This is a genomic window from Kineococcus gurbantunggutensis, from assembly GCF_050871925.1.
GTDB lineage: Bacteria > Actinomycetota > Actinomycetes > Actinomycetales > Kineococcaceae > Kineococcus.
Window position 1 is genome coordinate 1 of record NZ_JBJLSG010000006.1, and the last position, 26,254, is coordinate 26,254.

Genomic DNA, 26,254 nt, shown 5'->3' on the forward strand with positions numbered 1-26,254 from the left:
CCCGCGGCCCCGCCACCGGCACGGCCGCACGCTTTACCGCCGCGCGCGCAGTGAGGGCGGGCCCTCCGCCCCCGGGCCGCCGGGGGGGCGCGGGCGGACCCGCCCCCGCCGGGCGGCCCCCGGCGGCCAGGGCCGCCGCGGCCGCGGCGAGGGTCCCGGCCAGCAGCCAGCCGCCCAGGACGTCCGTGGGCCAGTGCGCCCCCAGCCACACCCGGTCGACGGCCACGAGCAGCACAAACGCGCCGCCCGCCGCGGCCCGCCGCCACCGGGCGGCCGCGGTGCGCGCCGGCGGCAGCAGCACGACCAGCACCAGCAGGACGACGGTGGCCGAGGCGGTGGCGTGCCCGGAGGGGAACGCCCCGCCCTGCGCGCTCGTCAGCCCCGCCTCCAGGGCCGGGCGCGGGCGGCCCACCAGCGCCTTGAGCACCGGGGAGGCCACGGAGGCCAGGGCACCGGCGGCCAGCGCGCACAGCGCCTCGCGGCGCCGTCCGGCGCGGGCGCACAGCAGCGCGCCTAGGGCGCCGGCCAGGTACACCCACACCGGTTCGGTGACGTGCTCGACGACCTGCGCGAGGCCGGTGGCGCCCGGCGCGCCCAGAGCGGCGGACACCGCCGCGCGCGAGGGGGGTCGGTCCAGGCCCGCCGTCCACCCCGCGGAGACGGCGAGCGCGAGCACCGCCAGGGCGGCCGCGCACGCCGCGGCCGCCCCCGCCCAGCGCGCGGCGCCGCGCTCGCGCACGGGCATCACGCCCCGGCGTCAGGCACGGGGCCCGCGCACCGGCCGCGCGCACCGGCCGCGCGCACCGTCCTCAGGCACCGGTCTCAAGCACCGGCCTCCTCGCGCGGCTGCGGCTTCGCGTCCACCCCGGCCTCCTTGCGCTGCTGGGCGGTGATGGGCGCCGGCGCGGCGGTCAGCGGGTCGTAGCCGCCGCCGGACTTGGGGAAGGCGATGACCTCGCGGATGGAGTCCGCCCCGGCGAGCAGCGCGACGATGCGGTCCCAGCCGAACGCGATGCCGCCGTGCGGCGGGGCGCCGAAGGAGAACGCGTCGAGGAGGAACCCGAACTTCTCGCGCGCGTCCTCCTCGGAGATGCCCATGACCGCGAACACGCGCTCCTGCACGTCGCGGCGGTGGATGCGGATCGAGCCGCCGCCGATCTCGTTGCCGTTGCAGACGATGTCGTAGGCGTTGGTCAGCGCCGAGCCGGGGTCGGCGTCGAAGGTGTCCAGGTGCTCGGGCTTGGGCGCGGTGAAGGCGTGGTGCACCGCGTTCCAGGCCCCGCCGCCGATCGACACGTCGTCGTCCTCGGCCGCGGACTTGAACATCGGCGCGTCCACGACCCACAGGAACGACCAGGCGTCCTCGTCGATCAGGCCGCAGCGGCGGGCGATCTCCCCGCGGGCCGCGCCCAGCAGCGCGCGGGAGGGGTTCACGGCGCCGGCGGCGAAGAAGATGCAGTCACCGGGGTTCGCCCCCACGTGCGCGGCGATGCCGGCCTTCTCGGCGTCGGAGAGGTTCTTGGCGACCGGCCCGGACAGCTCGCCGTCCTCGCCGACGAGGATGTACGCCAGCCCGCGCGCGCCGCGCTGCTTGGCCCACTCCTGCCACGCGTCGAGGACCTTGCGCGGCTGCGAGGCCCCGCCGGGCATGACGACGGCGCCGACGTAGGGGGCCTGGAAGACCCGGAAGGTGGTGTCGGCGAAGAACTCCGCGCACTCGACGAGCTCGACGCCGAAGCGCAGGTCGGGCTTGTCGGAGCCGTAGCGGCGCATGGCCTCCTCGAAGGGCATGCGCTGCAGCGGCAGCTGCACGTCGTGGCCGATGAGCTTCCACAGCGCGGCGACGACCTCCTCGCCCAGGGCGATGACGTCGTCCTGCTCGACGAAGCTCATCTCGATGTCGAGCTGGGTGAACTCCGGCTGCCGGTCGGCGCGGAAGTCCTCGTCGCGGTAGCAGCGGGCGATCTGGTAGTAGCGCTCCAGGCCGCCGACCATGAGCAGCTGCTTGAACAGCTGCGGGCTCTGCGGCAGCGCGTACCACGAACCGGGCGCCAGGCGCGCGGGGACGAGGAAGTCGCGGGCCCCCTCGGGGGTGGAGCGGGTCAGCGTCGGGGTCTCGACCTCGGTGAAGGCGTGGGCCTCGAGGACCTCGCGGGCGGCCCTGTTCGCCGCCGAGCGCAGCTTCAGGGCGTGCGCGGGACCGCTGCGGCGCAGGTCCAGGTAGCGGTGCTTCAGGCGCACCTCCTCGCCGACGGTGAGGTGGTCGTCGATCTGGAACGGCAGCGGCGCGGCCTCGCTGAGGACCTCCAGCGCGGTGGTGTCGACCTCGACCCCGCCGGTGGGCAGGTTGGGGTTCTCGTTGCCCTCGGGGCGCAGGCGGACCTCGCCGGTGATCCTGACGCAGTACTCGTTGCGCAGGTCGTGCGCGCCGCCGGCGTCGAGGATCTCGTCGCGGGCGACGACCTGCACGACGCCCGAGGCGTCGCGCAGGTCCAGGAAGGCCACCCCGCCGTGGTCCCGGCGCCGCGCCACCCACCCGGTGAGCGTGACGGTCTGTCCGGCGTGACCGGCGCGCAGGCTGCCGGCCTCGTGCGTGCGGAGCACAGGAGGGTCCCTTCGGTCGTCCGTGCGCGGGAGTGCGCACGGACGATCCTACGGACGTCGCGGCGGGCCCGTCCGCGTGCGCCCGGCGGTGCGGACGCTCAGCGGGCGCGGGCGCTCAGCGGGCGCGGGCGGGGACGCCGGCCTCGGCGCCGGCGAGATCGCCGGCCAGCCGCGCGGCCAGGCGGTCCAGCAGGACGAGGTTCGCGGTCGGCTCGGTGATCACGGCCAGGACGTGGCTCTGGTCCACCGGGTAGACGACGAGGTTGCCGTCGGTGCCGCGCACCGTCGTGCCGCGCAGGTCGCCCAGGACGTTGGCGGCCGCGGCGCGCTGGGCCAGGCCCAGCACGGCGGCGACGACGGCGGCGGTCCCGGCGTGGTCGGACTCGGGGCCGTCGTCGTGGAAGGCCAGCCCGTCGGTGCGGGCGAGCAGCACCCGGCGGACCCCCTCGACGTCGCGGTGCAGGGCGGTGGTGACGCGGGCGGCGTGGTACTTGACGATCACTGCTGATCCCCTCGGGCGGCGGCCGGCGCGGCGGCGGCCCGCCGCGCCTCGGTGAGGGCCACCCCGTCCAGCAGCAGGTGCAGCACGGTGCGGCAGTCGGCGGCCGCGCGCGGGTCGCACGCGACCAGGGCCTGCGGCGGCACCCCGAGCAGCCCTGCCAGGGGCGCGCGGGTGCCGGCCGGGTCGGCCCAGCGGTTGACGGCCACCAGCCGCGGAGCGGCGGGGGCCAGGCGGGCGAAGTCGGCCGCGATGCCGGCGGCCTCGCGCACGCTGACCGCGCGGCTGGCGTCGACGAGGACGGCGTAGGCGTCGGCGCCCTGGAGGAGGACCTCGCGCATGAACCCGAACCGGTCCTGGCCCGGGGTGCCGAAGAGGGTGACGGTCGTGGCCGGCCAGGTGGAGGCCGGCGGCGGGTCCAGCACCAGCGCCACGTGGTCCAGCGCGACGGTCGTGGACGTCTTCAGGGCGGCGGTGCCGTCGGAGACGCCGGTCTCGGTGGTGGCGTGGGGCCCCGGCGCGCCGGCGGCCACGGTGGCCACGAAGGTGCTCTTGCCCGCGCCGAAGGGCCCGGTGACGACGATCTTGCGGGTGGTGCTGGTCACCGGTGGCTCCTCGGCGGACGGGGCGGTGCGGGTGGCGCGGGTGGTGCGGCGGCCGGCGGCCGCCCGGACCCGTGAGGGTCCGGGCGGGGCCGGGCCGGGCGGGGTGCTGCCGGGCTCAGACCTCGAGGTTGCGCTCGAGGGTGGAGAGCTGGCGGCGGGCCATGGCCAGGTTCGAGGAGTCCTTCTTCAGCACCAGGTACAGGAACAGCCCGTGCCCGTCGGAGGACTGCAGCAGGCGGATCAGGTGGATCTGGGTGCCCAGGGTGATGAGGATGTCCTCGATCTTCTCCTGCAGGCCCAGGCGCTGCATCGTGCGCATCTTGGCGCGCACGACGTCGGTGTTGCCGGCGGCGGCCACGTCCAGGTCGAGGGTGCCCCCGCCGGCCTGGCCGAGGGACATGCCGCTCTCCCAGTCGACGAGGGCGACGGCGGTCGCACCGTCGATCTCGAGGGCGGCCTTGAGGGTGGCGTCGACGTTGGCCATGCGGGACCTCCTGGGTGGACCGCGGGCGGCGGCTGTTCCGCGGCCCGTCCTGTCCCCCTGTGGTTCGACCCCGCCGCCCGGGACCTGAACGCGCGCCCCCGGGCGTTCGGGTGAACTTCGCGCCCGGGGCCCCGGCGCGGCTCTCGGCGGGCCGCGCGGGACGGGCGCGGTTACGGTGCGGGCACCGTGCAACCAGCGCGGCCGCCCTCGTCCCGCACCACCCGTCCACGGAGGTCCGCAGCGTGCCGCTGCCCACCGCTCCCGCGTCCCCGCCCCGCCCCTCCGCGGACCCGCCACCGCCGCCACCGCCCTCACCGGCCGTGGCCGCCGCGCTGCGCAGGGCGGTGGAGCTGACCGGCACCGCACCGCTGCCGGGCTCGGGGGCCACCGCGCGGCGCTGGCACCTGCTGGCCCGGCTGGCGGCCGGCGACCTGACGACCGCGCGGGTGGTGGAGGCGCACCTGGACGCCGTGGCGGTGCTCGCCGAGGCGGGCCGGGCGGTGCCGCCGGGCTCGACGTGGGGGGTGTTCGCCGCCGAGGCGCCCGGCGCGCGGCTGGAGGGGGTGCGCGGCCCGGACGGCTGGGCGCTGAGCGGGACCAAGCCGTGGTGCTCGCTGGCCGGGGACCTCACCCACGCCCTGGTCACGGCCCACGTGCCCGACGGCCGGCGCCTGTTCGCGGTGGACCTGCGCCACCCCGGGGTGCGCGTGGTGCCGGGCGCCTGGCACGCGCGGGGGCTGCCCGAGGTGCCCAGCGGGCCGGTGGGGTTCGCCTCGGTGCCCGCCGAGCCGGTGGGCGCCACCGGCTGGTACCTGCGCCGGCCGGGTTTCGCGCACGGCGGGATCGGCGTGGCCGCCTGCTGGTACGGCGGGGCCGTCGGGGTGGCCCGGGCGCTGCGTGCACCGGGGCGCGAGCCGGACCAGCTGGCCCGCTGGCACGCCGGCGCCGTGGACCTGGACCTGCTGGGGGCCCGGCTGGCGCTGGACGCCGCCGCCGCGCAGGTCGACGCCGGGGCCGCCACCGGCACCGCCGGGGAGGTGCTGGCGCTGCGCACCCGCTCCCTGGTGGCCGCCGCCGCCGAGCGGGTGCTGGAGCGGGTCGGGCACGCCCTGGGGCCCGCGCCGCTGGCGCTGGACGGGGCGCACGCGGCGCGGGTGGCGGACCTGACGCTGTACCTGCGCCAGCACCACGCCGAGCGCGACGTGGCCGCCCTGGGCGCCGCCCTGGCCGCCGGCGGTGACGGGCCCGGCGGCGAGGCGCCCGGGGAGGTGCCCGGCGAGGCGCCCGGGGACGGGGGGTGGCCGCGGTGAGCGCCGAGGCCGACACCCGCTCCGCGGAGGGAACGGCGGGCGGCACCGCGCCCGGGCGGGGTGGCGCCGGCAGGACGGCCGCGTTCACCCACGACGGCGCGGGCACGCCTGAGGAGGCCTGGCGGCGCTGGCCCGGGCTGGGCGACCTGCCGGTGCTGGAGCTGCAGGGCCTGGCGCACCTGCTGGTCGTCGCCGCCCACCCCGACGACGAGACGCTGGGGGCCGGCGGGCTGATCGCCCGCGCCGCGGCCGCCGGCGCGCGGGTGGACGTGGTGGTCGCCACCGACGGCGAGGCGTCCCACCCGCACTCCCCCACCACCACGCCGGAGCGGCTGGCGCGGGTGCGCGCGGCGGAGTTGGAGCGTGCGGTGGCGGTGCTCGCGCCGGGCGCGCGGGTGCACCGCCTGGAGCTGGGCGACGGGCGCCTGGCCGAGCCGGAGCGGGCCGGAGCCCTGCGCGGGGCGGTGGCCGCGCTGGTGCGGCCGGGCTCGTGGGTCGTGCCCCCCTGGCGCGGTGACGGCCACCCCGACCACGAGGCCGCCGCCCGGGCCGCGGGCGCGGCGGCGCGCGCGGCGGGCGCGCGGGTCCTGGAGTTTCCCGTGTGGGCGTGGCACTGGGCGCACCCGGGCGACGCGCGGGTGCCGTGGGCGCGGGCGGTGCGCCTGCCGCTGGACGAGGAGGTGCTGGCGCGCAAGCGCTCCGCGCTGGCCGAGCACGTCTCGCAGACCGCCCCGCTGTCGCCGCACCCGGGCGACGGGGCGCTGCTGGCACCGGGCGTCCTGCAGCACTTCACCCGCCCCGCGGAGGTGTTCCTCATCGCACCGGCCCCCGGCCGGGACGACGGCGGCGACGACGGCGACCGGGACGGGGACGCGGACGGCGACGTCGGCGCGGACGGGGACGGGGACGGCGCGGGGGGCAGCCTGCCGGCCTCGTTCTTCGAGGAGTTCTACGCCGAGCACGGCGAGGACCCGTGGGGCTTCGAGGACCGCTGGTACGAGCGGCGCAAGCGGGCCCTGACGCTGGCCTCGCTGCCGCGCGAGCGCTTCCGCAGCGCGCTGGAGGTCGGCTGCAGCGGCGGGGTGCTCACCGCCGAGCTGGCCCCGCGCTGCGGGGAGCTGCTGGCGCTGGACGCGGCGGCCTCGGCGGTGCGGCGCGCCGGCGAGCGGGTGCGCGCGGCCGGGTTCGGGCAGCGCGTCACCGCGCGGGTGGGCACGGTGCCGGGCCACTGGCCGCCCGGCGTCTTCGACCTGGTGGTGCTCTCGGAGGTCGCCTACTACTGCGGGCCGCGCGACCTGGCGGAGCTGGTGGCCCGGGCGGCGGGGTCCCTGGCCCACGACGGGGTGCTGGTGGCCTGCCACTGGCGGCACCTGGTGCGCGGGTACCCGCTGACCGGCGACGAGGTGCACCGGGTGCTGCGCGCGGAGCCGGGGCTGCAGGTGCTGGTCTCCCACGAGGAGGAGGACTTCCTGCTGGACGTGCTGGTGCCGGCGCCGGCGGTGTCGGTGGCCCGCGCGGGCGGGCTGACCCCGTGAGCGCCCGCGGGGGCGGCGCGGTGCGGCGGGTCGTGGTGGTGGTGCCCGCGCGCGACGAGGAGGCGTCGCTGCCCGGCTGCCTGGCGGCGCTGCGCCGCGCGGCGGGCGCGTGCCCGGTGCCGGTGCGCGTGGTCGTCGTCGCCGACCGCTGCTCCGACGCCACCGCGGACCTGGCGGCGGCGGGCGGGGCGCGCGTGATGCTCTCCTCGGCGGGCCGGGTGGGCGCGGCGCGCGCGGCGGGGGTGGCCGTCGCGCTGCGCGAGCAGGCCGGGACGGACGCCCGGGGCACGTGGGTGGCGTGCACCGACGCGGACTCGCGGGTGCCGGCGGGCTGGCTGCGGCACCACGCGGCCGCGGCCGGCGCGGGCGCGGACCTGCTGCTGGGCACCGTGCGGCTGGCGGGCCCGGCGTGGCGGGACGCGGCGTGGCGGGCGGCGTACGCGCGCGGGCTGGAGCCGGGCGGCGGGCACCGGCACGTGCACGGGGCGAACCTGGGGGTGCGCGCCGCCACCTACCTGGCCGCCGGCGGTTTCGCCCCGGTGGCCGCCCACGAGGACCACCTGCTGGCCGCCGCGGTGCGCGCGCTGCCGCGGGCCCGTGTCGTGGCCTCCAGCGCCTTCCCGGTGCTGACCAGCGGGCGGTGGCACGGCCGCGCGCCGCGGGGCGTGGCGGCGGACCTGCGGGCGGCGGGCGCACCGTCGGGCGCACCGTCGGGGGCGTGCGCCACGCTGGCCCCGTGACCCGCACCCCGCGGCGCCGGCCGGCGCTGCCCGCACCGGACCTGCCCCGCGCGCAGGACCTCGCCGCGAGCACCGCCCGGCCCGTGGCCGCCGGCGCCCACGACGGCCTGCTGCTGGACGGGGTGGACCTGTCGGGGGTGGACGCCACCGACGCGCGGTTCCTGGGCTGCTGGCTGCGGGACTGCCGCGCCGGGGAGGTGGTGCTGACCGGCGCGCGGTTCGTGGACTGCCGGCTGAGCGCCCTGGTGGCCACCGAGCTGACGGCGCGGGCGTCTTCGTGGCGCGAGTGCGAGCTGGAGCAGCCGCGGGTGGGGGTGCTGTCGGCGCCCGGAGCGGTGCTGGAGCGGGTGGCGCTCACCGGCGGGCGGGTGGACTTCGCGGACCTGCGCTCCTCGGAGCTGACGGACGTGACGTTCACCGGGTGCGACCTGCGCGACGTGGACGCCGCGGGCGCGCGCTGGACGCGGGTGCGCTTCGAGGACTGCCGGCTGGGCGCGCTGGAGCTGTCGGGGGCGCGGCTGTCCGCGGTGGACGTCTCCACCAGCGAGGTGGAGGCCGTCAGCGGCCTGGACGGCCTGCGCGGGCTGGTGGTGGACGAGGTGCAGCTGCTGCGCCTGGCGCCGCTGCTGGCCGCGCACCTGGGGATCGTGGTGGTGGACTGACCCCGGCTCCCCCGGGCCGGAGGAGGTCCTCAGCCCTGCAGCTGCCGCAGCCAGGGGTTGGTGGCGCGCTCGCGGCCGATCGTGGTGGCGGGGCCGTGGCCGGGCAGGACGTCGGTGGCGTCGTCCAGCGGCAGGACGCGGGTGGCCAGGCTGCGCAGCATCGCCCGCCCGTCGCCGCCGGGCAGGTCGGTGCGCCCGACGGACCCGGCGAAGAGCACGTCGCCGGCCAGCAGCAGGTCGCTCTGCCCCGGGCGGGCGACGCTGAACAGCGCCGAGCCCTCCGTGTGGCCGGGGGCGTGGCTGACGGTGACGTCCAGCCCGGCCAGCGCCAGGCGGGCGCCGTCGGCCACGGTCACGACGTCGTCGGGTTCGCGCCAGGTCCCGGCGCCGGAGGCGTCCAGCGCGGCGCGCAGCTGCGGGCCCATCCCGGCCAGCGGGTCGCGCAGGCGGTGCGCGTCGTCGGCGTGGATGGTGGCCGCGACGCCGTGCGCGCCGCACACCGGGGTCACGGACCAGGTGTGGTCGAAGTGGCCGTGCGTCAGGAGCACCGCGGCCGGGCGCAGCCGGTGCGCGCGCAGCACCTCGGCCAGGCGGTCGGCGACGTCGACGCCGGGGTCGACGACCACGCACTCCTCGCCGGCGGCGGGCGCCACGACGTAGCAGTTGGTCCCGGCGACGGTCGCCTCCACGGTCTGCACGAGCACGCCGCCGAGCCTAGACGCCGGGGGCGCCCGGGGCGCCCGGCGCGCGGGTGCGCACGCGCGCACGGGGCGGCACCGCGGGGGTGCCGCCCCGTGCGCGGGGTCAGCGCGGGTCGGCGCCGGGTCGGCGCGCGATCAGGCGGAGAAGCCGATCGAGGTGTAGTCCACCGTGGCGAAGCCCTTGGCGCCGAAGTTCTGCAGCTTCTCGTTGCAGGCGGCCAGGTCGGGGCGCTGGTACATCGTCAGGGAGTGCACGGCCGCCCAGATGGCCTTGTCCAGGGCGTTGCCGACCTCGGCCTTGCGGGCGGGGTCCAGCTCCGCGGTGGCGGCGGCGATGGCGGCGTCGACCTCCGGGGAGCCGACGCGGCCGTAGTTCTGGCGCACGTCGTCGCCGGTCACCGACTGGTAGATCGACTGGCTGCTGCTCACCGGGAACGGGGTGCCGATCCAGGTGAAGATGACCAGGTCGAAGTCGCCGACGTTGACGTAGCGCTCGAAGAAGTCCGCGCTGGGCACGGCCTGGATCTGGGCCTCGACCCCGGCCTCGGTGAGCATGCCCTGGACCAGCTCGGACTCCTGCTGCGCAGAGGAGACGCCGGAGGGGATGACCACGCGCAGCGACAGGCGCTGGCCGTCCTTGGCGCGCACGCCGTCGGAGCCGGCCACCCAGCCGAGGGCCTCGAGCTCCGCACCCGCGGCGGCGGCGTCACCGGTGGTGAGGTCCCCGGCGTTGGCCTCGTAGCCGTCCTGGTTGGTCATGAAGATGTGGTTGTCCAGCGGCTTGGGCGTGCCGCCCAGGGGGCCGAGCAGCGCCTTGGCGATGGTGGGCCGGTCGATCGCGCGGGCCACCGCGTGGCGCACGGCGACGTCGGAGAGCAGCGCCGAGCCGCCGTTGAAGGTGATGTGGCGGTAGTTCGGCCCGCCGGCGCGGCGCACCTGCACGCCGGTCAGGGTGGAGGCGCGCTGGTAGTTGCTGGCGCTGGCGCCCAGGTCGACGTAGTCGACCTCGCCGTTGGCCAGGGCGTCGACCTGCGCGTCGGAGTCCAGGACGCGGTAGGTGATGCGCTCCAGCTTCGGGGCGCGGCCCCACCACTTCGGGTCCGGCACCAGGCTGATGGTCTGCGAGGCCTGGTCGATGCCCTCGAGGGTGAACGGGCCGGCGGTCACCGGCATCTTCTCGATCCAGCCCTCGTTGAACACGGCCGGGTCGGTGTTCGTGCTCGCCGGGTACAGCGGGTCGAAGATGGCCTGCCAGTCGCCGTAGGTGGTGGCGAACGTGACGACGGCCTGCTTCTCGTCGGCGCCCTGCTTGACGTCGGCGATCTGGTCGTAGCCGTTGGAGGCGGAGATGGTGAACGCCGGGTTCGTGCCGTTGTTCGCCTGCCACTGCGCGATGAAGTCCGCGGCCGTGATGGGCGTGCCGTCCGACCAGGTCGCGTCCGGGTTGATGGTGTACGTCACCACCTGCGGGCTCTCGCTGGTCAGCTCGATCGAGGTGAAGTAGTCCTCGTTGACGACCGGCGTCGCGCCGGCGTCGAAGGCGTAGGGCCGCGGCAGGCAGGCGAAGATGACGTTGGCGTTGTCGTTGAGCGTGCCGTCGAGGTGCCCGTAGTTGAAGTTCGTCGGGATCTGCGACAGCGGCCAGCGGAGCTCCCCGCCGGCGGCGACCTGGTCGTAGTCGACCGGGTTCATCTCGTTCGTGGTCGCGGCGGCCGGCTCAGCGGCGCCACCGCCGCCGGAGCCGTTGCCGCCGCCGGACCCGCCGCTGCACGCGGCCAGCGCGAGGGCGGCTCCGCCGGCGGTCCCGGCCGCCAGCACCGAGCGCCGCGTGAGCGCCGGGGTCGTCGTCGCGTTCATGGTGCTTCTCCTCGTGGGTCGTGCTGTTCGGGTGGTGCGGGGGGTGGGCGGAGGGGTCGGTCAGCCCGCGTAGTGGCACGCGGCCTCGGGGGCGGTCTCCGCGGTCGTGGCGCGCACGGGCCGCAGCTGCGGCGAGATGGTCAGGCAGGCGGCGCGGCGGGCCTCGTCGAGGCTGTCGAAGCGCTGGCAGCGGGTGTGGAAGTGGCACCCGGCCGGCGGGTTCGCCGGGCTGGGCAGGTCCCCGCGCAGCACGATGCGGCGCCGGTCCGCCTCGACGTCCGGGTCGGGCACGGGCACCGCCGACAGCAGCGCCTGCGTGTACGGGTGGGACGGGCGCTCGAAGACGTCGCGCACGTCCCCGACCTCCACGATCCGGCCCAGGTACATGACGGCGACCCGGTGCGCCAGGTGCCGCACCACCGACAGGTCGTGCGCGACGAACAGGTAGCTCAGCCCCAGCTCGGCCTGCAGCTTCTGCAGCAGGTTCAGCACGCCGGCCTGGATGGACACGTCCAGCGCCGAGACCGGCTCGTCGAGCACGAGCAGCTTCGGGCGCACCGCCAGGGCGCGGGCGATGCCGATGCGCTGGCGCTGCCCGCCGGAGAAGTCCGCGGGGTAGCGGTCGGCGTGGTCCGGCTGCAGGCCGACCAGCTCCAGCAGCTCGGCGACCCGCGCGCGGCGCTCGGCGGCGCTCGCGCCGGCCGCCAGCAGCGGCTCGGCGATGACGTCGCCCACGGGCATGCGCGCGTCCAGGGAACCCATCGGGTCCTGGAAGACGATCTGCACGTCGCGGCGCAGCGCGCGCCGGTCGCGGGCGGACAGCTGCCCGACGTCGCGCCCGCCCAGGCGCACCGTGCCGGACTGCGGGGCGACGAGCTCGAGGATCTGCGTGATCATCGAGGTCTTGCCGCAGCCGGACTCCCCGACCACGCCGAGGCACTCGCCGGCGCGCACGTCGAAGCTGACGCCGTCGACGGCGTGCACGGTGCCGTAGCGGCGGCGGAAGAGCGCGCCCTTCGTCAGCGGGTACTCCCGCACGAGGTCCTGCACCTCCAGCACGACCTCGCGGCGCTCGCGCGGCTCGCGCAGCACCGGTTCCGGCGCCGGCGGCCGGGCGAACACCGGGACCCCGCCGATCGCGCCGTCGCGGATCTCGTGCGCGCGGTGGCAGGCGGCGCGGCCGCCGGTGCCGGTCTCGGCCAGCGGCGGCTCCACCTCCGCGCAGACCGGCACCGAGACCGGGCAGCGCGCGCGGAAGGGGCAGCCGGCGGGCAGGGCGTGCAGCTGCGGCGGCGTGCCCGCGATGGGCACCAGCGGTTCGCCCTCGCGGTCGTCCGGGCGCGGCACGGCGCCCAGCAGGCCGAGGGTGTAGGGCATGCGGGGGCGGTGGTAGACGTCGCGCACCGCACCGGTCTCCACCGCCCGGCCGGCGTACATCACCGCGACGCGGTCGGCCATGCCGGCGACCACGCCGAGGTCGTGGGAGATCATCACGACCGCCGCGCCGGTGATCTGGCGCGCGGTGTCGAGCACCTCGAGCACCTGCGCCTGGATCGTCACGTCCAGCGCGGTGGTCGGCTCGTCGGCGATGAGGACGTCCGGGTCGTTGGCGATCGCCATGGCGATCATCGCGCGCTGGCGCATGCCGCCGGAGAACTCGTGCGGGTAGGCGCGCGCGCGGCGCGCGGCGTCGGGGATCCCCACGGTGTCCAGCAGCTGCACGGCCCGCTCCGCCGCGGCCGCGCGGGACATCGAGCGGTGCACGCGCAGCGTCTCGGCGATCTGCTCGCCGACCTGGTACACGGGCGTCAGCGCCGACAGCGGGTCCTGGAACACCATGGCGATGGACCCGCCGCGCACGCGGGCCAGCGTGCGCTCGCTCGCCCCCAGCAGCTCCTCGCCGCGGAAGGTGATGGAGCCGCGCACCTTCGCGCGCGGCGGCAGCAGACCCATGACGGCCATCGAGGAGACCGACTTGCCCGAGCCGGACTCGCCGACGATGCCCAGCACCTCGCCGGCGCGCACCTCGTAGCTCAGCCCGCGCACGGCGTGCACCGTGCCGGCCTCGCTGGGGAACTCGACGTGCAGGTCCTCGACCCGCAGCAGGACCTCGCTCACCGCCCGCTCCTGGTGCTCGAGGGGTCGAAGGCGTCGCGCAGCCCGTCGCCCACGAGGCTGACCGCGAGGGTGAACATGACGAGCAGACCTCCGGAGAAGAGGAACAACCAGGGGAACGTGAACGCCGACTGGGTGCCGGCGGCGATGAGGGTGCCCAGCGAGACGTCCGGCGCCTGCACGCCGAAGCCGAAGTACGACAGGCTCGACTCGGAGATGACCGCGGTGGCGACCGTGATGGTCGCGTCGATGATCAGCAGCGAGGACATGTTCGGCAGGATGTGCCGGGCGATGATGGCGGCGGGGCCGACGCCGGAGTACCGCGCGGCCTGCACGAACTCGCGCTCCTTCAGGCTCAGCGTCATGCCGCGCACGATCCGCGCGGTGATCATCCAGGCGAACAGCGCGATGAGCAGGACGAGGACCAGCCAGCCGGAGCGGCCGGCCGAGCGGCTCAGGATCGCCACGAGCAGGAACGAGGGCACGACCAGCAGCAGGTCGACCACCCACATGAGGACCCGGTCCACCCAGCCGCCGAAGTAGCCCGCACACGCCCCCACCACGGAGGCGATGCCGGTGGAGAACAGCGCCACGAGCAACCCGATCAGCAGCGACTTCTGCAACCCGCGCATGGTCTGCGCGAACACGTCCTGGCCGATCTGCGTGGTGCCGAACCAGTGCTGCGGCGAGGGCGGCTGCAGGAACGCGTCGAAGTCCTTGTCGGTCCACGTCCAGCCGGTGAGCGCCCTGTAGAGGGACGGGCCCGCGAACGCGGCGAGGAACAGCAGCACGATGACGACCAGGCCGGCGACCGCCGTGCGGTTGCGCAGGAAGCGGCGCGTGATGAGCTTGCGCCGGCCGAGGGCGCGGTGGTGCGCGGCCACCTCGTCGGGGGCCGCGGTCAGCGCCTCGGCGACGTCGGCGGGTTCGGGTTGCGCGGTCACGGGGTGAGCCTTCCGGTGCGGGGCGCGGCCGCGCTCACATCCGCACCCGCGGGTCCAGCAGGACGTAGAAGACGTCCGCGAGGAACCCGGAGATGAGGATGAACACGGCCGTGAACATGGTGACCGTCGCGACGACGTTCACGTCGTTGCGGGTGATCGAGTCGATGAGCCACTCGCCCATGCCGTGCCAGCCGAAGATCTTCTCGGTGAAGGTCGCGCCGACGGCCATCGTGCCGAAGGAGTACGCCAGCAGCGTCGCCATGGGGATCAGCGCGGTGCGCAGGCCGTGCCGGCGCAGCGCCGCGCCGCGGGTCAGGCCCTTGGCCTGGGCGGTGCGCAGGTAGTCGCTGCCCAGCACGTCGAGCATCGCGTTGCGCTGGTAGCGGCTGAAGTACGCGATCTGCCCCAGCGCGATGGACAGCGTCGGCAGGATCAGGTGGGCCACCCGGTCCCAGGCGATCGTGGCGAACGAGCCGGTCAGGTTCGGCGTCTCGAAGCCCGTGTAGAAGAGGACGGTGCTGCCGGCGGCGTTGTTCAGGCTCAGCGCGCCGTACTTCAGCAGCACGGCCGTGAAGAACACCGGGGTGGCGATCATGACGAAGGAGAACACGGTGATGAGCCGGTCGGACAACCGGTACTGGCGCACCGCCGAGACCACGCCGGCGGTGATGCCGACCACCGCGCCGATGATCGAGCCGACGACCAGCAGCCGCAGGCTCACCAGCGCCCGGGTCCCCAGCTCGCCGGTGACCGGCCGGTTGTCGATGGTCCGCCCGAAGTCGCCCTGCACGACGCCGGAGACCCAGTGCCCGTAGCGCTCGAGCAGCGGGTCCTTGTCGTTGACGCCGATGTCGCTCAGCTGCTGGTCGACGACGGCCGCCGGCGGGGCCGGGTTGCGGCCCGCGTAGTTCGACCGCGGGTCGAGGCTCAGCGACGCCACGAAGTACCCGATCGTGGTCGCCACGAGGACGAGCACGAGGTAGTTCAGCAGCCGCCGGAGGAGGAACCCTGCCACGAATCTCCCTGTCGAAAGCGGCGTCCGGAACCCCGTCGGTCCGGCGCCGGAGGCACCCTAGGCACGGCTGTCGCCGTGACACAAGAACTCTCGGCGAGTATCTCTTGCCCGAGCGTACTGCCGTGGTGTTAACCGGATGTTTCACCGCGCGCAGCCCCGGGCCCACCTCTCGACCACCCCGCCGCAGCGCCCGGGAGGGCGCCCGCCGGGCCGCGGACCGGCGCCGGCACCGCCGCGCCGGCCCCTTCGCCGGTGCTGCGGGTGCGGCCCGGCCAGCGGGGGTGGGCCCGCCGGCGGCTGCGCGGCCGGGCTCCTCCCCGCTCCCGAGGACAGCACGCGGGGCAATCGTACAGCGACTCGGCGTGACCGCCTGCTCCGTCCGGGGCCCGTGGCACCTAGACTGCGGCGGGTGAGCGAGCAGCCCCAGGAGCCGGCGTCCGCCCAGGACGTTCAGGACACCCCCAGCGACCCCACGAGCGCGACCCCGGCGGGACCGGCGGACGCGGCGGCGCAGGAGCCGCAGCCCGACACCCCCTCCCCCGCGGAGACCAGCGAGACCGGCGCGAGCGAGCAGGGCGGCGAGACCGCCGAGGCGGCCGAGACCGTCGAGGCGGTCGAGACCGCCGAGGCGGCGGGGGCCGAGGGGTCCGCGGACCCCGAGGTCGCCCCGGACGCCCCGGACGCCCCGGACGCCCAGCAGGCCCCGGGGAGCGGGGAGGCCGGCGAGCCGGCCACCGAGACGGCGGAGCCCGCGGCCGTGCAGGTGCCGGTGCGCCCCTCGCCCGCCAGCGTGGCCGGTCGCCCCGCGCCGCGGCCCGTGCCGCCGGCGCCGCGCGCGCTGCCGGACGACCCGGCCGCCGAGCCGCCCGCCGCGGAGGTCCCGCACACCACGTCCGTGGACCGCGCGGCCGCGGCCGCCTTCGGGCGCGTGGACGAGAACGGCACCGTGTGGGTGCGCCGCGCCGACGGCGAGCACGAGGTCGGGCAGTACCCCGACGCCACGCCGGAGGAGGCGCTGGCCTACTTCGTGCGCAAGTACGAGGAGCTGGTGGCGCAGGTCGACCTCTTCGACCAGCGGCTGCGCAGCACCGAGCTGGCCGGCAAGGACATCGTCAGCGGCGTCGCGGCCCTGCGCACCGCGCTGGCCGAGACCCGCGCCGTGGGCGACCTGGACGGCCTGACCGCGCGCGTGGAGGCGCTGGCGACCGTGGCCGACGAGGCGCGCGCGGCGGCCGACCGGGCCCGCGCCGCCAACCGCGAGCGGCTGCGCGCCGGGCGCGTGGCCATCGTGGAGGAGGCCGAGTCCATCGCGGGGCAGGACCCCGAGAAGGTGCAGTGGCGGGCCTCCGGCGAGCGCCTGCGCACCCTGTTCGAGGAGTGGAAGGCCGCCCAGCGCGAGGGCCGGCTGGACAAGCGCAGCGAGGACGAGCTGTGGAAGCGGTTCAGCCACGCCCGCAGCGCCTTCGACAAGATGCGCCGGCACCACTTCGCCGCGCTCGGCGAGCAGCGCGCCGGCGTGCGCTCGGAGAAGGAGGCGCTGGTGGCCGAGGCCGAGGCGCTGTCCACCTCCACCGACTGGCGCGAGACCACCTCGGCGTACCGCGACCTCATGGACCGCTGGAAGGCCGCGGGCCGGCTGGGCCGCAAGGACGACGACGCCCTGTGGGAGCGCTTCCGCGCCGCCCAGGACGTCTTCTTCGCCGCCCGCAGCGCCGCCAACGACCAGGTGGACGAGGAGTTCCGCGGCAACCTCGCCGTCAAGGAGGAGCTGCTCGTCGAGGCCGAGGCGCTCCTGCCGATCAAGGACCTGGGCGCGGCCAAGGCGGCGCTGCGCAGCATCCAGGACCGCTGGGAGGAGGCCGGCAAGGTGCCGCGCGGGGACCTCAACCGGGTCGAGGGCCGCCTGCGGGCGGTGGAGACCGCGGTGCGCGACGCCGAGCAGGCCCGCTGGTCGCGCAGCAACCCGGAGGCCAAGGCCCGCGCCGGCGGCCTGGCCAGCCAGCTCGAGTCCGCCATCCGCGACCTCGAGGCGGACGTGGAGAAGGCCCGCGCCCGCGGCGACGCCCGGGCCCTGGCCCGCGCCGAGGAGGCGCTGCGCGCGCGGCGCGCCTGGCTGGACGCGGCCCAGGCCACGCTGCGCGAGGGTCGCTGAGCAGGGGCTGACCGCGGGCCGACCCGGGGCCGACGAGGCGCTCCGGGTGCCTGCGGGGCGCGCACGGCACGAGGCGCGGGGGTGCGACCCCCGCGCCTCGTGCCGTCTCGCACCGGTGGGGTCCGGCGCGGTGGGGGTCTCGTGCGGCACTGCCGCGCGCGGGGCCCCGTGCGGCACGGGCGCGTCGGTGCCCACAGGTGCTCGCGCGCGCTCGTCGTCCACAACCCCGCACCCCGGTGCGGCGCGGCGGCGCACCGGTGCGGTCGACTGCGCCGGTGCCCACCACCGCCGCACCCGCCCCCGCACCCGCCCCCGCGCCCACCGCACCCGCGTCCAGCGCCCCGGGGCGCACCGCCACCGGCGAGCCCACCTGGCTGGGTGAGCTGCTGGCGCGCGGGCGGTGCCCGGACCCGGCCCGGCCGTGGCGGCCCGCCGCCACCGCCGCCGCACGGGCCGCCGTGGCCCGCGACGTGCGCGAGGGGCTGCTGCAGCGCCTGGTGGGGGACGTCGTGGTGGGGGCGGGGGTGCGCGTGGACGCCGCCGCCCGGGCGCGCGCGCTGGCGCTGCTGGTGCCCGGGGACGCCGTGGTCGTCGGGGCGGCCGCGGCGTGGGTGCACGTGGGGGCGCCGCTGCCGGCACCGGCGCAGGTGCACCTGGTGCGGCGCACCGCGGCGCGCCACCCCGCCCGCGGCGGGGTGCGGCTGCTGGCCTCGCGCGCCCGGCTGGACGCGGAGGACGTCGTGCACGTGGCGGGCCTGGCGCTCAGCTCGCCGGCCCGCACGCTGCTGGACGTCGCGCGGGCCGAACCGCGCCGGGCCGCGCAGCTGCGCCGGCTGCTGGCCGCCAGCGGGCTGCGCGGCCGCGACGTGGAGCTGGCCGCGCAGCGCGCCCGCGGGCGGGCGAACGTGCGCTCCGCCCGCCGCGCGCTGGCCGCGCCCGCGGACGGCGGGGCGGCGGTGGCGCCGTGACGGCGCCCGCGTCAGACGCGGTAGGCGTCGAACACGCCGTCCACGCGGCGCACCGCGCTGAGCACGTGCCCGAGGTGGTTCGGCTCGGCCATCTCGAAGGAGAACTTCGAGACCGCCACGCGGTCGCGGCTGGTGCTGACGGTGGCGGACAGGATGTTGACGTGGTTGTCGGAGAGCACCCGCGTGACGTCCGACAGCAGCCGCGCCCGGTCCAGGGCCTCCACCTGGATCTGCACCAGGAACAACCGGGACCCGGTGGAGGTGGCGCCGGTGGAGCCCCACTCCACGTCGACGATGCGCTCGGGCTCACGGCGCAGCCGCGCGACGTTCTCGCAGTCCTGCCGGTGCACCGACACCCCCGCGCCGCGGGTGACGAAGCCGACGATGTCGTCGGTGGGCACCGGCGTGCAGCACTTGGCGAGCTTGACCCACACGTCGTCGCTGCCGTTGACGACGATGCCGGCGTCCCCGCCCGCGCGCCCGGTGCGCGGCACCCCCGGCGTGGTGGCCTCGGCGAGGTCCTCCTCCACGGCCGCCTCGCCGCCGACGGCGACGATGAGCTTCTCCACCACGTGCTGGGCGGAGACGTGCTTCTCCCCCACCGCCGCGTAGAGCGCGGACACGTCGGCGAGGTTCAGCTCGCGCGCCACGGCCAGCAGCGAGTCGTGCGACATCAGGCGCTGCAGCGGCAGGTGCTGCTTGCGCATGGCGCGCGCGATCTCGTCCTTGCCGAGGTCGATGGCCTCCTCGCGGCGCTCCTTGGAGAAGAACTGCTTGATCTTGTTGCGCGCCCGCGGGGACTTGACGAACTGCAGCCAGTCCCGGCTGGGGCCGGCGCCGTCGGCCTTGGAGGTGAAGACCTCCACCAGGTCGCCGTTGTCGAGGGTGGAGTCCAGCGGCACGAGGCGGCCGTTGACCCGGGCGCCCATGGTGCGGTGCCCCACCTCGGTGTGCACCGCGTAGGCGAAGTCCACCGGCGTGGAGCCCGCGGGCAGTTCGCGCACGTCCCCCTTGGGGGTGAAGACGAACACCTGACCGGCGTTGATCTCGAAGCGCAGGTCGTCGAGGAACTCGCTGGAGGGCGACTCGCGCTGCCAGTCGACGACGGACTTCAGCCAGTCCATCTCGTTGTCGCGCTTGCCGCCGGTGGCGTTGGGGTCGTCCTTGTACTTCCAGTGCGCCGCCACGCCGTACTCGGCGCGGCGGTGCATCGTGAAGGTGCGGATCTGGATCTCGACGGGCTTGCCCTCGGGCCCGATGACCGTCGTGTGCAGCGACTGGTACATGTTGAACTTGGGCATCGCGATGTAGTCCTTGAACCGGCCCGGGACCGGGTTCCACCGCGCGTGCAGGGCGCCGAGGACCGCGTAGCAGTCGCGCACGGAGTCCACCAGGACCCGCACGCCCACGAGGTCGTAGATCTCCGCGAAGTCGCGCCCGCGCACGATCATCTTCTGGTAGATCGAGTAGTAGTGCTTGGGCCGGCCGGTGACCGTGGCGCGCACCCGGGCGCTCTTGAGGTCGTCCTCGATCTGGGTGCGCACCCCGGCGAGGTACTCCTCGCGCGCCGGGGCGCGGTCGGCCACCAGGCGCACGATCTCGTCGAAGCGCTTGGGGTAGACCGTGGCGAACGCCAGGTCCTCCAGCTCCCACTTGATCGTGTTCATGCCCAGCCGGTGCGCCAGGGGCGCGTAGATCTCCAGCGTCTCGCGGGCCTTCTTCTCCGCCGAGGCGGCCGGCACGTAGCGCCAGGTGCGGGCGTTGTGCAGGCGGTCGGCGAGCTTGATGACCAGGACGCGGATGTCCTTGGCCATCGCCACGATCATCTTGCGGACGGTCTCGGACTGCGCGGCCTCGCCGTAGGTGACCTTGTCGAGCTTGGTGACGCCGTCGACGAGCTGGGCGATCTCGTCGCCGAACTCCCGGCGCAGGTCCGCCAGCGAGTAGTCGGTGTCCTCCACCGTGTCGTGCAGCAGGGCCGCGGCCAGCGTGGAGGGCGTCATGCCCAGCTCGGCGAGGATCGTGGCCACCGCGACGGGGTGGGTGATGTACGGGTCGCCGCTCTTGCGGCGCTGGCCGTCGTGGGCGTTCTCGGCGCGGTCGAAGGCGCGCTCGACGACGCTGAGGTCGGCCTTGGGGTGCGTCACGCGGACCGTGCGCAGCAGCGGCTCCAGCACCGGGGAGACGTTGGACTGCCGGTGCTGGCCGAAGCGCGCCAGCCGCGAGAGCATCCGGCTGGCCGTGACCGGCCCGGTGTGCGCCACCTCCCCGCCCTGGCGGGTGCGCTCGCCGGTGCGCCGGCGCTCGGGACCGGCGGGCCGGCTGACCGGGGCCGGGTGCGAGCCGGCGCCCGGGGCGGGCAGGACCGACGAGGGAGCGGGCGCGGCGCTCGGTTGCGCGCCGGGGAGGGCGTCGGCGGCACCGTCGGGCACCGCCGGGCGCGTCTCCACCGCTCGGCCCTCAGTGCCCGTGCCGTCCGCCATGGCGTTCCTCCCGTCCGCGGAGGCCCAGTCTAGGAGCCCGCGGCCCCGCGCGGTGACGCGGCGGGGCGCGCCGGGGGCGCGCGGCGCCTCAGGAGGTGCGCAGGGCGACCACGGGGCGGTCGCCGAGCTGCGCGCGCCCGCCCAGCTCGGCCAGCTCCAGCAGCACCGCCACGGCCGCCACGTGCGCCCCGGCCTCCTCGACCAGCTCGCACGCGGCCCGCGCGGTCCCGCCGGTGGCCAGCACGTCGTCGAGGACGAGGACCCGCTGCCCCGGGCGCACCAGGTCGCCGCGCAGCTCGACCGCCGCGGTGCCGTACTCCAGCGCGTACTCGCGGCGCAGGACCGGGCCGGGCAGCTTGCCGGCCTTGCGCACCGGCCAGAACGCCAGCCCGCACCGCTCGGCCACGGGAGCGGCGAGCATGAAGCCGCGCGCCTCGACGCCGGCCACGGCCTCGGCGCCCACCGCGCGCGCGAGGCCGCCCAGGGCGGCCACCACCGCCGCGAAGGCGGCGGCGTCGGCCAGCAGGGGCGTGATGTCCTTGAACTGCACGCCCGGGCGGGGGAAGTCCGCCACGGTGCGCAGCCCCGCGTCCACCAGAGCGGAGACCGCCCCGGCGTCGGGCACCACCGGCTGCGGCCCGCTCACGCGGCTCCCCCGGCCGCGGAGGCGGCCGTGGCCCCGCCGGCGGGCGCGGTGCCCGCGGCCCGCTCGCGCACCTCGGCGTCCAGGGCGCGCACGCCCGCCTCGCGCGAGCGCAGCGCCACCAGCAGCGGCGTCGCCACGAAGATCGAGGAGTACGCGCCGACCAGGGTGCCGACGAACAGCGCCAGGCTGATGTCGCGCAGCGTGCCCGCGCCCAGCAGCAGGTCGCCGATGAAGAGGATCGCCGCGACCGGCAGCAGCGCCACGACCGTGGTGTTCACGGAGCGCACGACGGTCTGGTTGACCGCGAGGTTGGCGGCCTGCGCGAAGGAGCGGTCGCGCTTGGTGAACGCCTCGGTGGTGTTCTCGCGCACCTTGTCGAAGACCACGACGGTGTCGTAGAGGGAGTACCCCAGGATCGTCAGGAACCCGATGACCGTCGCCGGCGTCACCTCGAAGCCGACGAGGGCGTACACCCCGACGGTGATGACGAGGTCGTGCACGAGGGCGGCCATCGCGGCCAGCGCCATCGTCCACGTGCGGAAGTACAGCGCCATGATGACCGAGACGAGGACGAAGAAGATCACCAGCGCGGTGAGCGCCTTGTTCGTCACGTCCGCGCCCCAGCTGGGCCCGACGGTGGAGGACGTGACGCTCTCCAGCGGCACGCCGGTCCGCTCGGCCAGGGACTGGCGGATCTCGTCGAGCTGGGCGGTGCTCAGCGTCTCGGTCTGCACGCGCACGCCGTTGCCGCCGACCTGCGTCACCTCGGGCACCGCGCCCGGCACGACCGACTCGACGGCCTCGCGGGCCGCCTCCTGGTCGGTGGAGCCGGTCACCCGGAACTGCGAGCCGCCCTCGAACTCGATGCCGAAGGTCAGGCCCGGCTTGACCAGCAGCAGCGCGGAGACCACCACGCAGGCCAGGGCGATGAGGAACCACAGCTTGCGCTTGCCGACGAAGTCGTAGGAGGACTCACCGGTGTAGAGCCGGTTGCCCAGTGCTGCCATGCCCATCAGGCGTCGCTCCTGTCGTCCGCCGCACCGGCCCCGCCGGTGCGCGCCTGCTCCCCGTCCGCGCGGTCCGCGGCGGTGCCGCCGTCCGCGCCGTCCGCACCCGCACCGGTCCCGCCGGCGGCGCGCTCCGCGGCGCGCCGCTCGGCGACCGTCGGGCGGCGCACCCCGCTGTGCAGCGCGTGGCGCGCCACGACCGAGCCGAGGTGCTCGGGGTCGAAGCCGGACCACTTGTGCCCGCCGCCGAAGAACTTCGTGCGCGCCAGCAGCGCGACCACCGGGTGGGTGAACAGCATGACCACGACCACGTCGACGAGCGTGCTGATGCCCAGGGTGTAGGCGAAGCCGCGCACGTTGCCGGTGGCCAGGACGAACAGCACGACCGCCGACAACAGCGTCACCGCGTCGGAGATGAGGATCGTGCGCCGCGCCCGGTGCCAGCCGGCCTCCACGGCGGAGGTGAGGATGCGCCCGTCGCGGATCTCGTCGCGCACGCGCTCGAAGTAGATGATGAACGAGTCGGCGGTGGTGCCGATCGCGACGATGAGACCGGCGACGCCGGCCAGGCTCAGGCGGAAGCCCTGCAGCCAGCTCAGCAGCAGCAGCACGCCGTAGTTCAGCGCGGCCGCCAGCAGCAGGCTGCCGACGGTCACCAGCGCCAGGCCGCGGTACTGCACGAACGAGTACGCCACGACGAGCACCAGGCCGACCAGGCCCGCGATGAGGCCGTTGCGCAGCTGGTCCTCGCCCAGGGTGGCGGAGATCTGGTCCTCGGTCTGCGGCACGAACGACAGCGGCAGGGCGCCGAACTTCAGCTGCTGCGCCAGCGCGTCGGCACTGGCCTGCGTGAAGTTGCCGGTGATCTCCGGGTCGGTGGCGATGGTCTGGCTGACCACCGGGGCGGTGACGACGAGGCCGTCCAGGACGGCGGCGAAGCGGTTCTTGGGGTCGCTCAGCTGCGAGATGCGCGCGGTGAGCGCCTCGAAGGCGTCGTCGCCGCTGGCGTTGAAGGACAGCTGCACGGTCCAGCCGCCGGTCGCGTAGCCCTGCGAGTTGCGCGCCTGGGCCGCGGTGGCGTTGGTCAGCTGGGTGCCCTCGAGCTCGGCCGGGCCGAGCACGTACTTCTCGGTGCCGTCCTGGCTGCAGGTGACCAGCGGCAGGGCCGGGTCGTCGACGAGGCCGCCGGTGCGCTGGGCCGGGTCGGTGCAGTCCAGGTTCTGGAACACCTCCACCAGGCCGGGGCTGGACAGCCAGGCGTCGTCGCTGGCGTCGGTCGGGGCCGGGCTGGGCGTCTGGCTCGGCTGGCCCGGGCCCGGGGTGGGCGCCGGGGTGGCGATGTCGGCCAGCGAGGGCGGGGTGGCCGGCGCGGCGGGCTCCGCCGGCACCGCCGGGTCCGCGGGCGCGGCGGTCTCCGCGGGCGCGGCGGTCTCCGCGGGCGCGGTGGTCTCCGTCGGGACGGCGCCGGCCTGCTGCAGGGCCGCCGGCGCGGCGGCGCCGTCGGCGCTCTGCGTGGGCTCGGGGGTCGCCGCCGGGGAGGCCGTCGCGCCGTCGGCGGGGGCGGCGCCGTCGGTCGGGGCGGCGCCGTCGGTCGGGGCGGGCGTCGCGCCGTCGGTGGGCGTGGCCCCGTCGGTGGGCGTCGCGCCGTCGGTGGGGGCGCCCGTGGGCGCCGGGGCGGCGGGCGGGGCGACCGGCTCGGCGAAGAGCACCACGCGCATGCGCAGCTGCGCGGAGCGGGCGATGAGGTCGAGCTGTTCGCGGCTGGCCTGCCCGGGGATGGACACCGAGATGTTCTGCCCGCCCTGCACCTGCACCTGCGACTCGGACAGCCCGGTGGCGTCGACGCGCTGGCGGATGATGTTCGCGGCGCGCTGCACCTGCTCGCTGTCGACCTCGCCGCCGCCGACGGCGCGCGGGGTGAGCACCACCTGGGTGCCGCCCTCGAGGTCGAGGGCCAGACCCGGCGCCCACCGCGCGGCCCCCCAGATCGAGCCGGCGCCGACGGCGCCGAAGACGAGCGCGGTCAGCAGGACCAGCAGGACCAGGAAGCGGCCGGGGCGGGGTCGGCGGATGGGTGCGCCTCGGCGCACGCGCGGGGGCCTGTCGTTGGACACTGGGTACCTCGGGACGGCGCTCACCGGGTGACGGTCGTCACCCGGTGGACGCAAGCTTGTCACTCTTCGTGGACAGGTGCCGTCTTACCAGTCACCGCTGTGCACGGGGACGGGGGATCGGCGGACGGAGCCTCAGGGCCGCGGCGCACCGCCGTCCGCGGGGCCGTCGCCCTCGGCGACGTCCTTGCGCAGGTCCAGGCCGCCGGCCTGACCGGCGGCGGTCGCGCCCGGCGCCCCGTCGGCACCGGCGAGCGCCGGGGTCACGACGCGGGCCACGGCGCGGCGCGCCCAGCGGGTGCGCACGCCCGGGGCGATCTCCAGGGTCACCACGTCGCCGTCGACGGCGACGACCGTCCCGTAGGTCCCCGAGGACGTCATGACCTCCGCGCCCGGCCCGACGCTGCTCTGCATCTCCAGCTGCGCCCGCTGCTGCTTGCGCGTCCGGCTGAACATGAAGACCAGCAGGGCGATCATCAGCACCAGGAAGATCAGCTGGCTACCGCCGCCACCACCCACGACATCCCTCTCCGCACCGGTGGGTTCGACGGCTCACCGGCGCCCGCGCCGGCCTCGTGCCGGCACGGCGGGCCAACGGCAGGCACCCGCCGCGGGTTCCTCGCCCCGGCCGGCGCCGGTCGCCCGACCCGCCCGCGCAGTCTAGACGGGTCACCCGGACGGCCCTGGACAGCGACGCGGCCGGTCCCGCGGTCGATCCGCGGGCCGATCCGGCGGTCGGCCTCAGACCGTCCCGGGACCCTCGGCGGGGTCGGCGCCGGCCCCCTCCGGCTCCGGCGGCAGCTGCCAGGGCGCGTCGCGCGGCGGGGTCAGCCCCAGGTGCGCCCACGTCTCCGGCAGCGCCACCCGCCCGCGCGGGGTGCGCCCCAGCAGCCCCTCGCGCACCAGGAAGGGCTCGGCGACCGTCTCGACGGTCTCGGCCTCCTCGCCCACCACGACCGCCAGCGTCGACAGGCCCACCGGCCCGCCGCCGAAGCGGCGGCACAGCGCGTCCAGCACCGACCGGTCCAGCCGGTCCAGGCCTCGCTCGTCGACCTCGTACACCTCCAGCGCGGCGCGCGCCGCGTGGCGGTCCACCAGCCCCGAGCCGCGCACCTGCGCCCAGTCGCGCACCCGCCGCAGCAGGCGGTTGGCGATGCGCGGGGTGCCGCGCGAGCGCCGGCCGATCTCGGCGGCGCCCTCCGCGGTCAGCTGCACCCCCAGCAGCGCGGCCGAGCGGCGCAGCACCTGCACCAGCTCCTCGGGGGTGTAGAAGTCCAGGTAGCCGGTGAAGCCGAAGCGGTCGCGCAGGGGCGCCGGCAGCAGGCCGGCGCGGGTGGTGGCGCCCACGAGGGTGAACCGCGGCAGCTCCAGCGGGATGGCGGTGGCCCCGGGCCCCTTGCCGACGACGACGTCGACGCGGTAGTCCTCCATGGCCATGTAGAGCATCTCCTCCGCCGGGCGCGCCATGCGGTGGATCTCGTCGAGGAAGAGCACCTCGCCCTCGTCCAGGGAGCTGAGCACGGCGGCGAGGTCCCCGGCGTGCTGGATCGCCGGGCCGCTGGACTGGCGCAGCGGCGCGCCCATCTCCGAGGCGACGATCATCGCCAGGGTCGTCTTGCCCAGGCCGGGCGGGCCGGAGAACAGGACGTGGTCGCTGGTGCCGCCGCGCGCCCTGGCCGCGTCGAGCACCAGGGACAGCTGCTCGCGCACCACCTTCTGGCCGACGAACTCGTCCAGCCCGTGCGGGCGCAGCGCCGACTCGGCGGCGCGCTCGCCCTCGTCGGCCCCCTGGGTGACGATCCGCTCGCTCACGTGC

Annotated in this window: 22 protein-coding genes; 6 read left to right on the forward strand and 16 right to left on the reverse strand. The window is 76.4% G+C overall.

The features are described from left to right. From ACRYR7_RS01690 to ACRYR7_RS01710, 5 genes are all read right to left on the reverse strand, one after another. Window positions 1-739 (reverse strand): phosphatase PAP2 family protein (locus ACRYR7_RS01690; RefSeq protein ID WP_432570337.1); only part of this gene is annotated, 739 nt, incomplete at its 3' end. An 83-nt stretch (window positions 740-822) separates the two neighbouring features. Beyond that, on the reverse strand, window positions 823-2,604 hold the full coding sequence (gene aspS / locus ACRYR7_RS01695) for an aspartate--tRNA ligase (protein WP_432570338.1): 1,782 nt from the start codon (window positions 2,602-2,604) through the stop codon (window positions 823-825). Window positions 2,605-2,719: 115 nt separating this feature from the next. Further along, window positions 2,720-3,106, reverse strand: a complete 387-nt coding sequence (locus tag ACRYR7_RS01700; protein WP_432570339.1) for a roadblock/LC7 domain-containing protein — start codon at window positions 3,104-3,106, stop codon at window positions 2,720-2,722. Next, window positions 3,103-3,708, reverse strand: coding sequence for a GTP-binding protein (locus ACRYR7_RS01705; RefSeq protein WP_432570340.1), 606 nt, complete (start codon window positions 3,706-3,708; stop codon window positions 3,103-3,105). The genes ACRYR7_RS01700 and ACRYR7_RS01705 overlap by 4 nt, the downstream gene beginning before the upstream one ends. Window positions 3,709-3,823: 115 nt before the next feature. Next, on the reverse strand, window positions 3,824-4,192 hold the full coding sequence (locus ACRYR7_RS01710) for a hypothetical protein (RefSeq protein ID WP_432570341.1): 369 nt from the start codon (window positions 4,190-4,192) through the stop codon (window positions 3,824-3,826). 320 nt (window positions 4,193-4,512) lie between these two features. Here ACRYR7_RS01710 and ACRYR7_RS01715 point away from each other — a divergent pair, with 320 nt between their 5' ends. The 4 genes from ACRYR7_RS01715 to ACRYR7_RS01730 are packed head-to-tail and all read left to right on the forward strand — an operon-like array spanning window position 4,513 to window position 8,439. After that, the gene (locus ACRYR7_RS01715) at window positions 4,513-5,502 is read left to right on the forward strand and encodes an acyl-CoA dehydrogenase (protein WP_432570342.1); all 990 of its coding nucleotides are present in this window, start codon (window positions 4,513-4,515) and stop codon (window positions 5,500-5,502) included. Next, window positions 5,499-7,037: a PIG-L family deacetylase gene (locus ACRYR7_RS01720; RefSeq protein ID WP_432570343.1), complete on the forward strand. Its 1,539-nt coding sequence runs from the start codon at window positions 5,499-5,501 to the stop codon at window positions 7,035-7,037. Before ACRYR7_RS01715 ends, ACRYR7_RS01720 begins: the two co-directional genes overlap by 4 nt. After that, window positions 7,034-7,777 (forward strand): glycosyltransferase, encoded by a 744-nt coding sequence (locus ACRYR7_RS01725; RefSeq protein WP_432570344.1) that lies wholly within the window; start codon window positions 7,034-7,036, stop codon window positions 7,775-7,777. The genes ACRYR7_RS01720 and ACRYR7_RS01725 overlap by 4 nt, the downstream gene beginning before the upstream one ends. Further along, on the forward strand, window positions 7,774-8,439 hold the full coding sequence (locus ACRYR7_RS01730; RefSeq protein ID WP_432570345.1) for a pentapeptide repeat-containing protein: 666 nt from the start codon (window positions 7,774-7,776) through the stop codon (window positions 8,437-8,439). Before ACRYR7_RS01725 ends, ACRYR7_RS01730 begins: the two co-directional genes overlap by 4 nt. A gap of 29 nt (window positions 8,440-8,468) precedes the next feature. On the opposite strand, the gene ACRYR7_RS01735 is transcribed toward ACRYR7_RS01730, so the two are convergent. The 5 genes from ACRYR7_RS01735 to ACRYR7_RS01755 form a co-directional block, all read right to left on the reverse strand. After that, window positions 8,469-9,143 (reverse strand): MBL fold metallo-hydrolase, encoded by a 675-nt coding sequence (locus ACRYR7_RS01735; RefSeq protein ID WP_432570346.1) that lies wholly within the window; start codon window positions 9,141-9,143, stop codon window positions 8,469-8,471. Between the two features lie 132 nt (window positions 9,144-9,275). Then, window positions 9,276-10,997 (reverse strand): ABC transporter family substrate-binding protein, encoded by a 1,722-nt coding sequence (locus ACRYR7_RS01740; protein WP_432570347.1) that lies wholly within the window; start codon window positions 10,995-10,997, stop codon window positions 9,276-9,278. 60 nt (window positions 10,998-11,057) lie between these two features. Then, window positions 11,058-13,115, reverse strand: coding sequence for an ABC transporter ATP-binding protein (locus tag ACRYR7_RS01745; protein ID WP_432570348.1), 2,058 nt, complete (start codon window positions 13,113-13,115; stop codon window positions 11,058-11,060). Next, window positions 13,112-14,056, reverse strand: coding sequence for an ABC transporter permease (locus ACRYR7_RS01750; RefSeq protein ID WP_432570349.1), 945 nt, complete (start codon window positions 14,054-14,056; stop codon window positions 13,112-13,114). Before ACRYR7_RS01750 ends, ACRYR7_RS01745 begins: the two co-directional genes overlap by 4 nt. A gap of 34 nt (window positions 14,057-14,090) precedes the next feature. After that, window positions 14,091-15,071 carry an ABC transporter permease gene (locus tag ACRYR7_RS01755; RefSeq protein ID WP_432570350.1) on the reverse strand — a complete coding sequence of 327 codons (981 nt, stop codon included), beginning with the start codon at window positions 15,069-15,071 and terminating at the stop codon, window positions 14,091-14,093. A 409-nt stretch (window positions 15,072-15,480) separates the two neighbouring features. Here ACRYR7_RS01755 and ACRYR7_RS01760 point away from each other — a divergent pair, with 409 nt between their 5' ends. Further along, window positions 15,481-17,223 (forward strand): DUF349 domain-containing protein, encoded by a 1,743-nt coding sequence (locus ACRYR7_RS01760; protein ID WP_432570351.1) that lies wholly within the window; start codon window positions 15,481-15,483, stop codon window positions 17,221-17,223. Between the two features lie 275 nt (window positions 17,224-17,498). Further along, complete coding sequence (locus ACRYR7_RS01765; protein ID WP_432570352.1) at window positions 17,499-18,191, forward strand: hypothetical protein; 693 nt, start codon at window positions 17,499-17,501, stop codon at window positions 18,189-18,191. A gap of 11 nt (window positions 18,192-18,202) precedes the next feature. Here ACRYR7_RS01765 and ACRYR7_RS01770 read toward each other — a convergent pair whose 3' ends face one another. From ACRYR7_RS01770 to ruvB, 6 genes are all read right to left on the reverse strand, one after another. Next, the gene (locus tag ACRYR7_RS01770) at window positions 18,203-20,674 is read right to left on the reverse strand and encodes a RelA/SpoT family protein (protein ID WP_432570353.1); all 2,472 of its coding nucleotides are present in this window, start codon (window positions 20,672-20,674) and stop codon (window positions 18,203-18,205) included. An 88-nt stretch (window positions 20,675-20,762) separates the two neighbouring features. Then, window positions 20,763-21,320 carry an adenine phosphoribosyltransferase gene (locus ACRYR7_RS01775; RefSeq protein WP_432570354.1) on the reverse strand — a complete coding sequence of 186 codons (558 nt, stop codon included), beginning with the start codon at window positions 21,318-21,320 and terminating at the stop codon, window positions 20,763-20,765. After that, window positions 21,317-22,333 (reverse strand): protein translocase subunit SecF, encoded by a 1,017-nt coding sequence (gene secF, locus ACRYR7_RS01780; RefSeq protein WP_432570355.1) that lies wholly within the window; start codon window positions 22,331-22,333, stop codon window positions 21,317-21,319. The genes ACRYR7_RS01775 and secF overlap by 4 nt, the downstream gene beginning before the upstream one ends. Further along, entirely contained in the window at window positions 22,333-24,417 is a 2,085-nt protein-coding gene (secD, locus tag ACRYR7_RS01785; RefSeq protein WP_432570356.1) for a protein translocase subunit SecD, read from the reverse strand. The genes secF and secD overlap by 1 nt, the downstream gene beginning before the upstream one ends. A gap of 156 nt (window positions 24,418-24,573) precedes the next feature. After that, on the reverse strand, window positions 24,574-24,957 hold the full coding sequence (yajC, locus tag ACRYR7_RS01790) for a preprotein translocase subunit YajC (protein WP_432570357.1): 384 nt from the start codon (window positions 24,955-24,957) through the stop codon (window positions 24,574-24,576). 222 nt (window positions 24,958-25,179) lie between these two features. After that, on the reverse strand, window positions 25,180-26,250 hold the full coding sequence (gene ruvB, locus ACRYR7_RS01795) for a Holliday junction branch migration DNA helicase RuvB (protein WP_432570358.1): 1,071 nt from the start codon (window positions 26,248-26,250) through the stop codon (window positions 25,180-25,182). Window positions 26,251-26,254 lie beyond the last annotated feature (4 nt).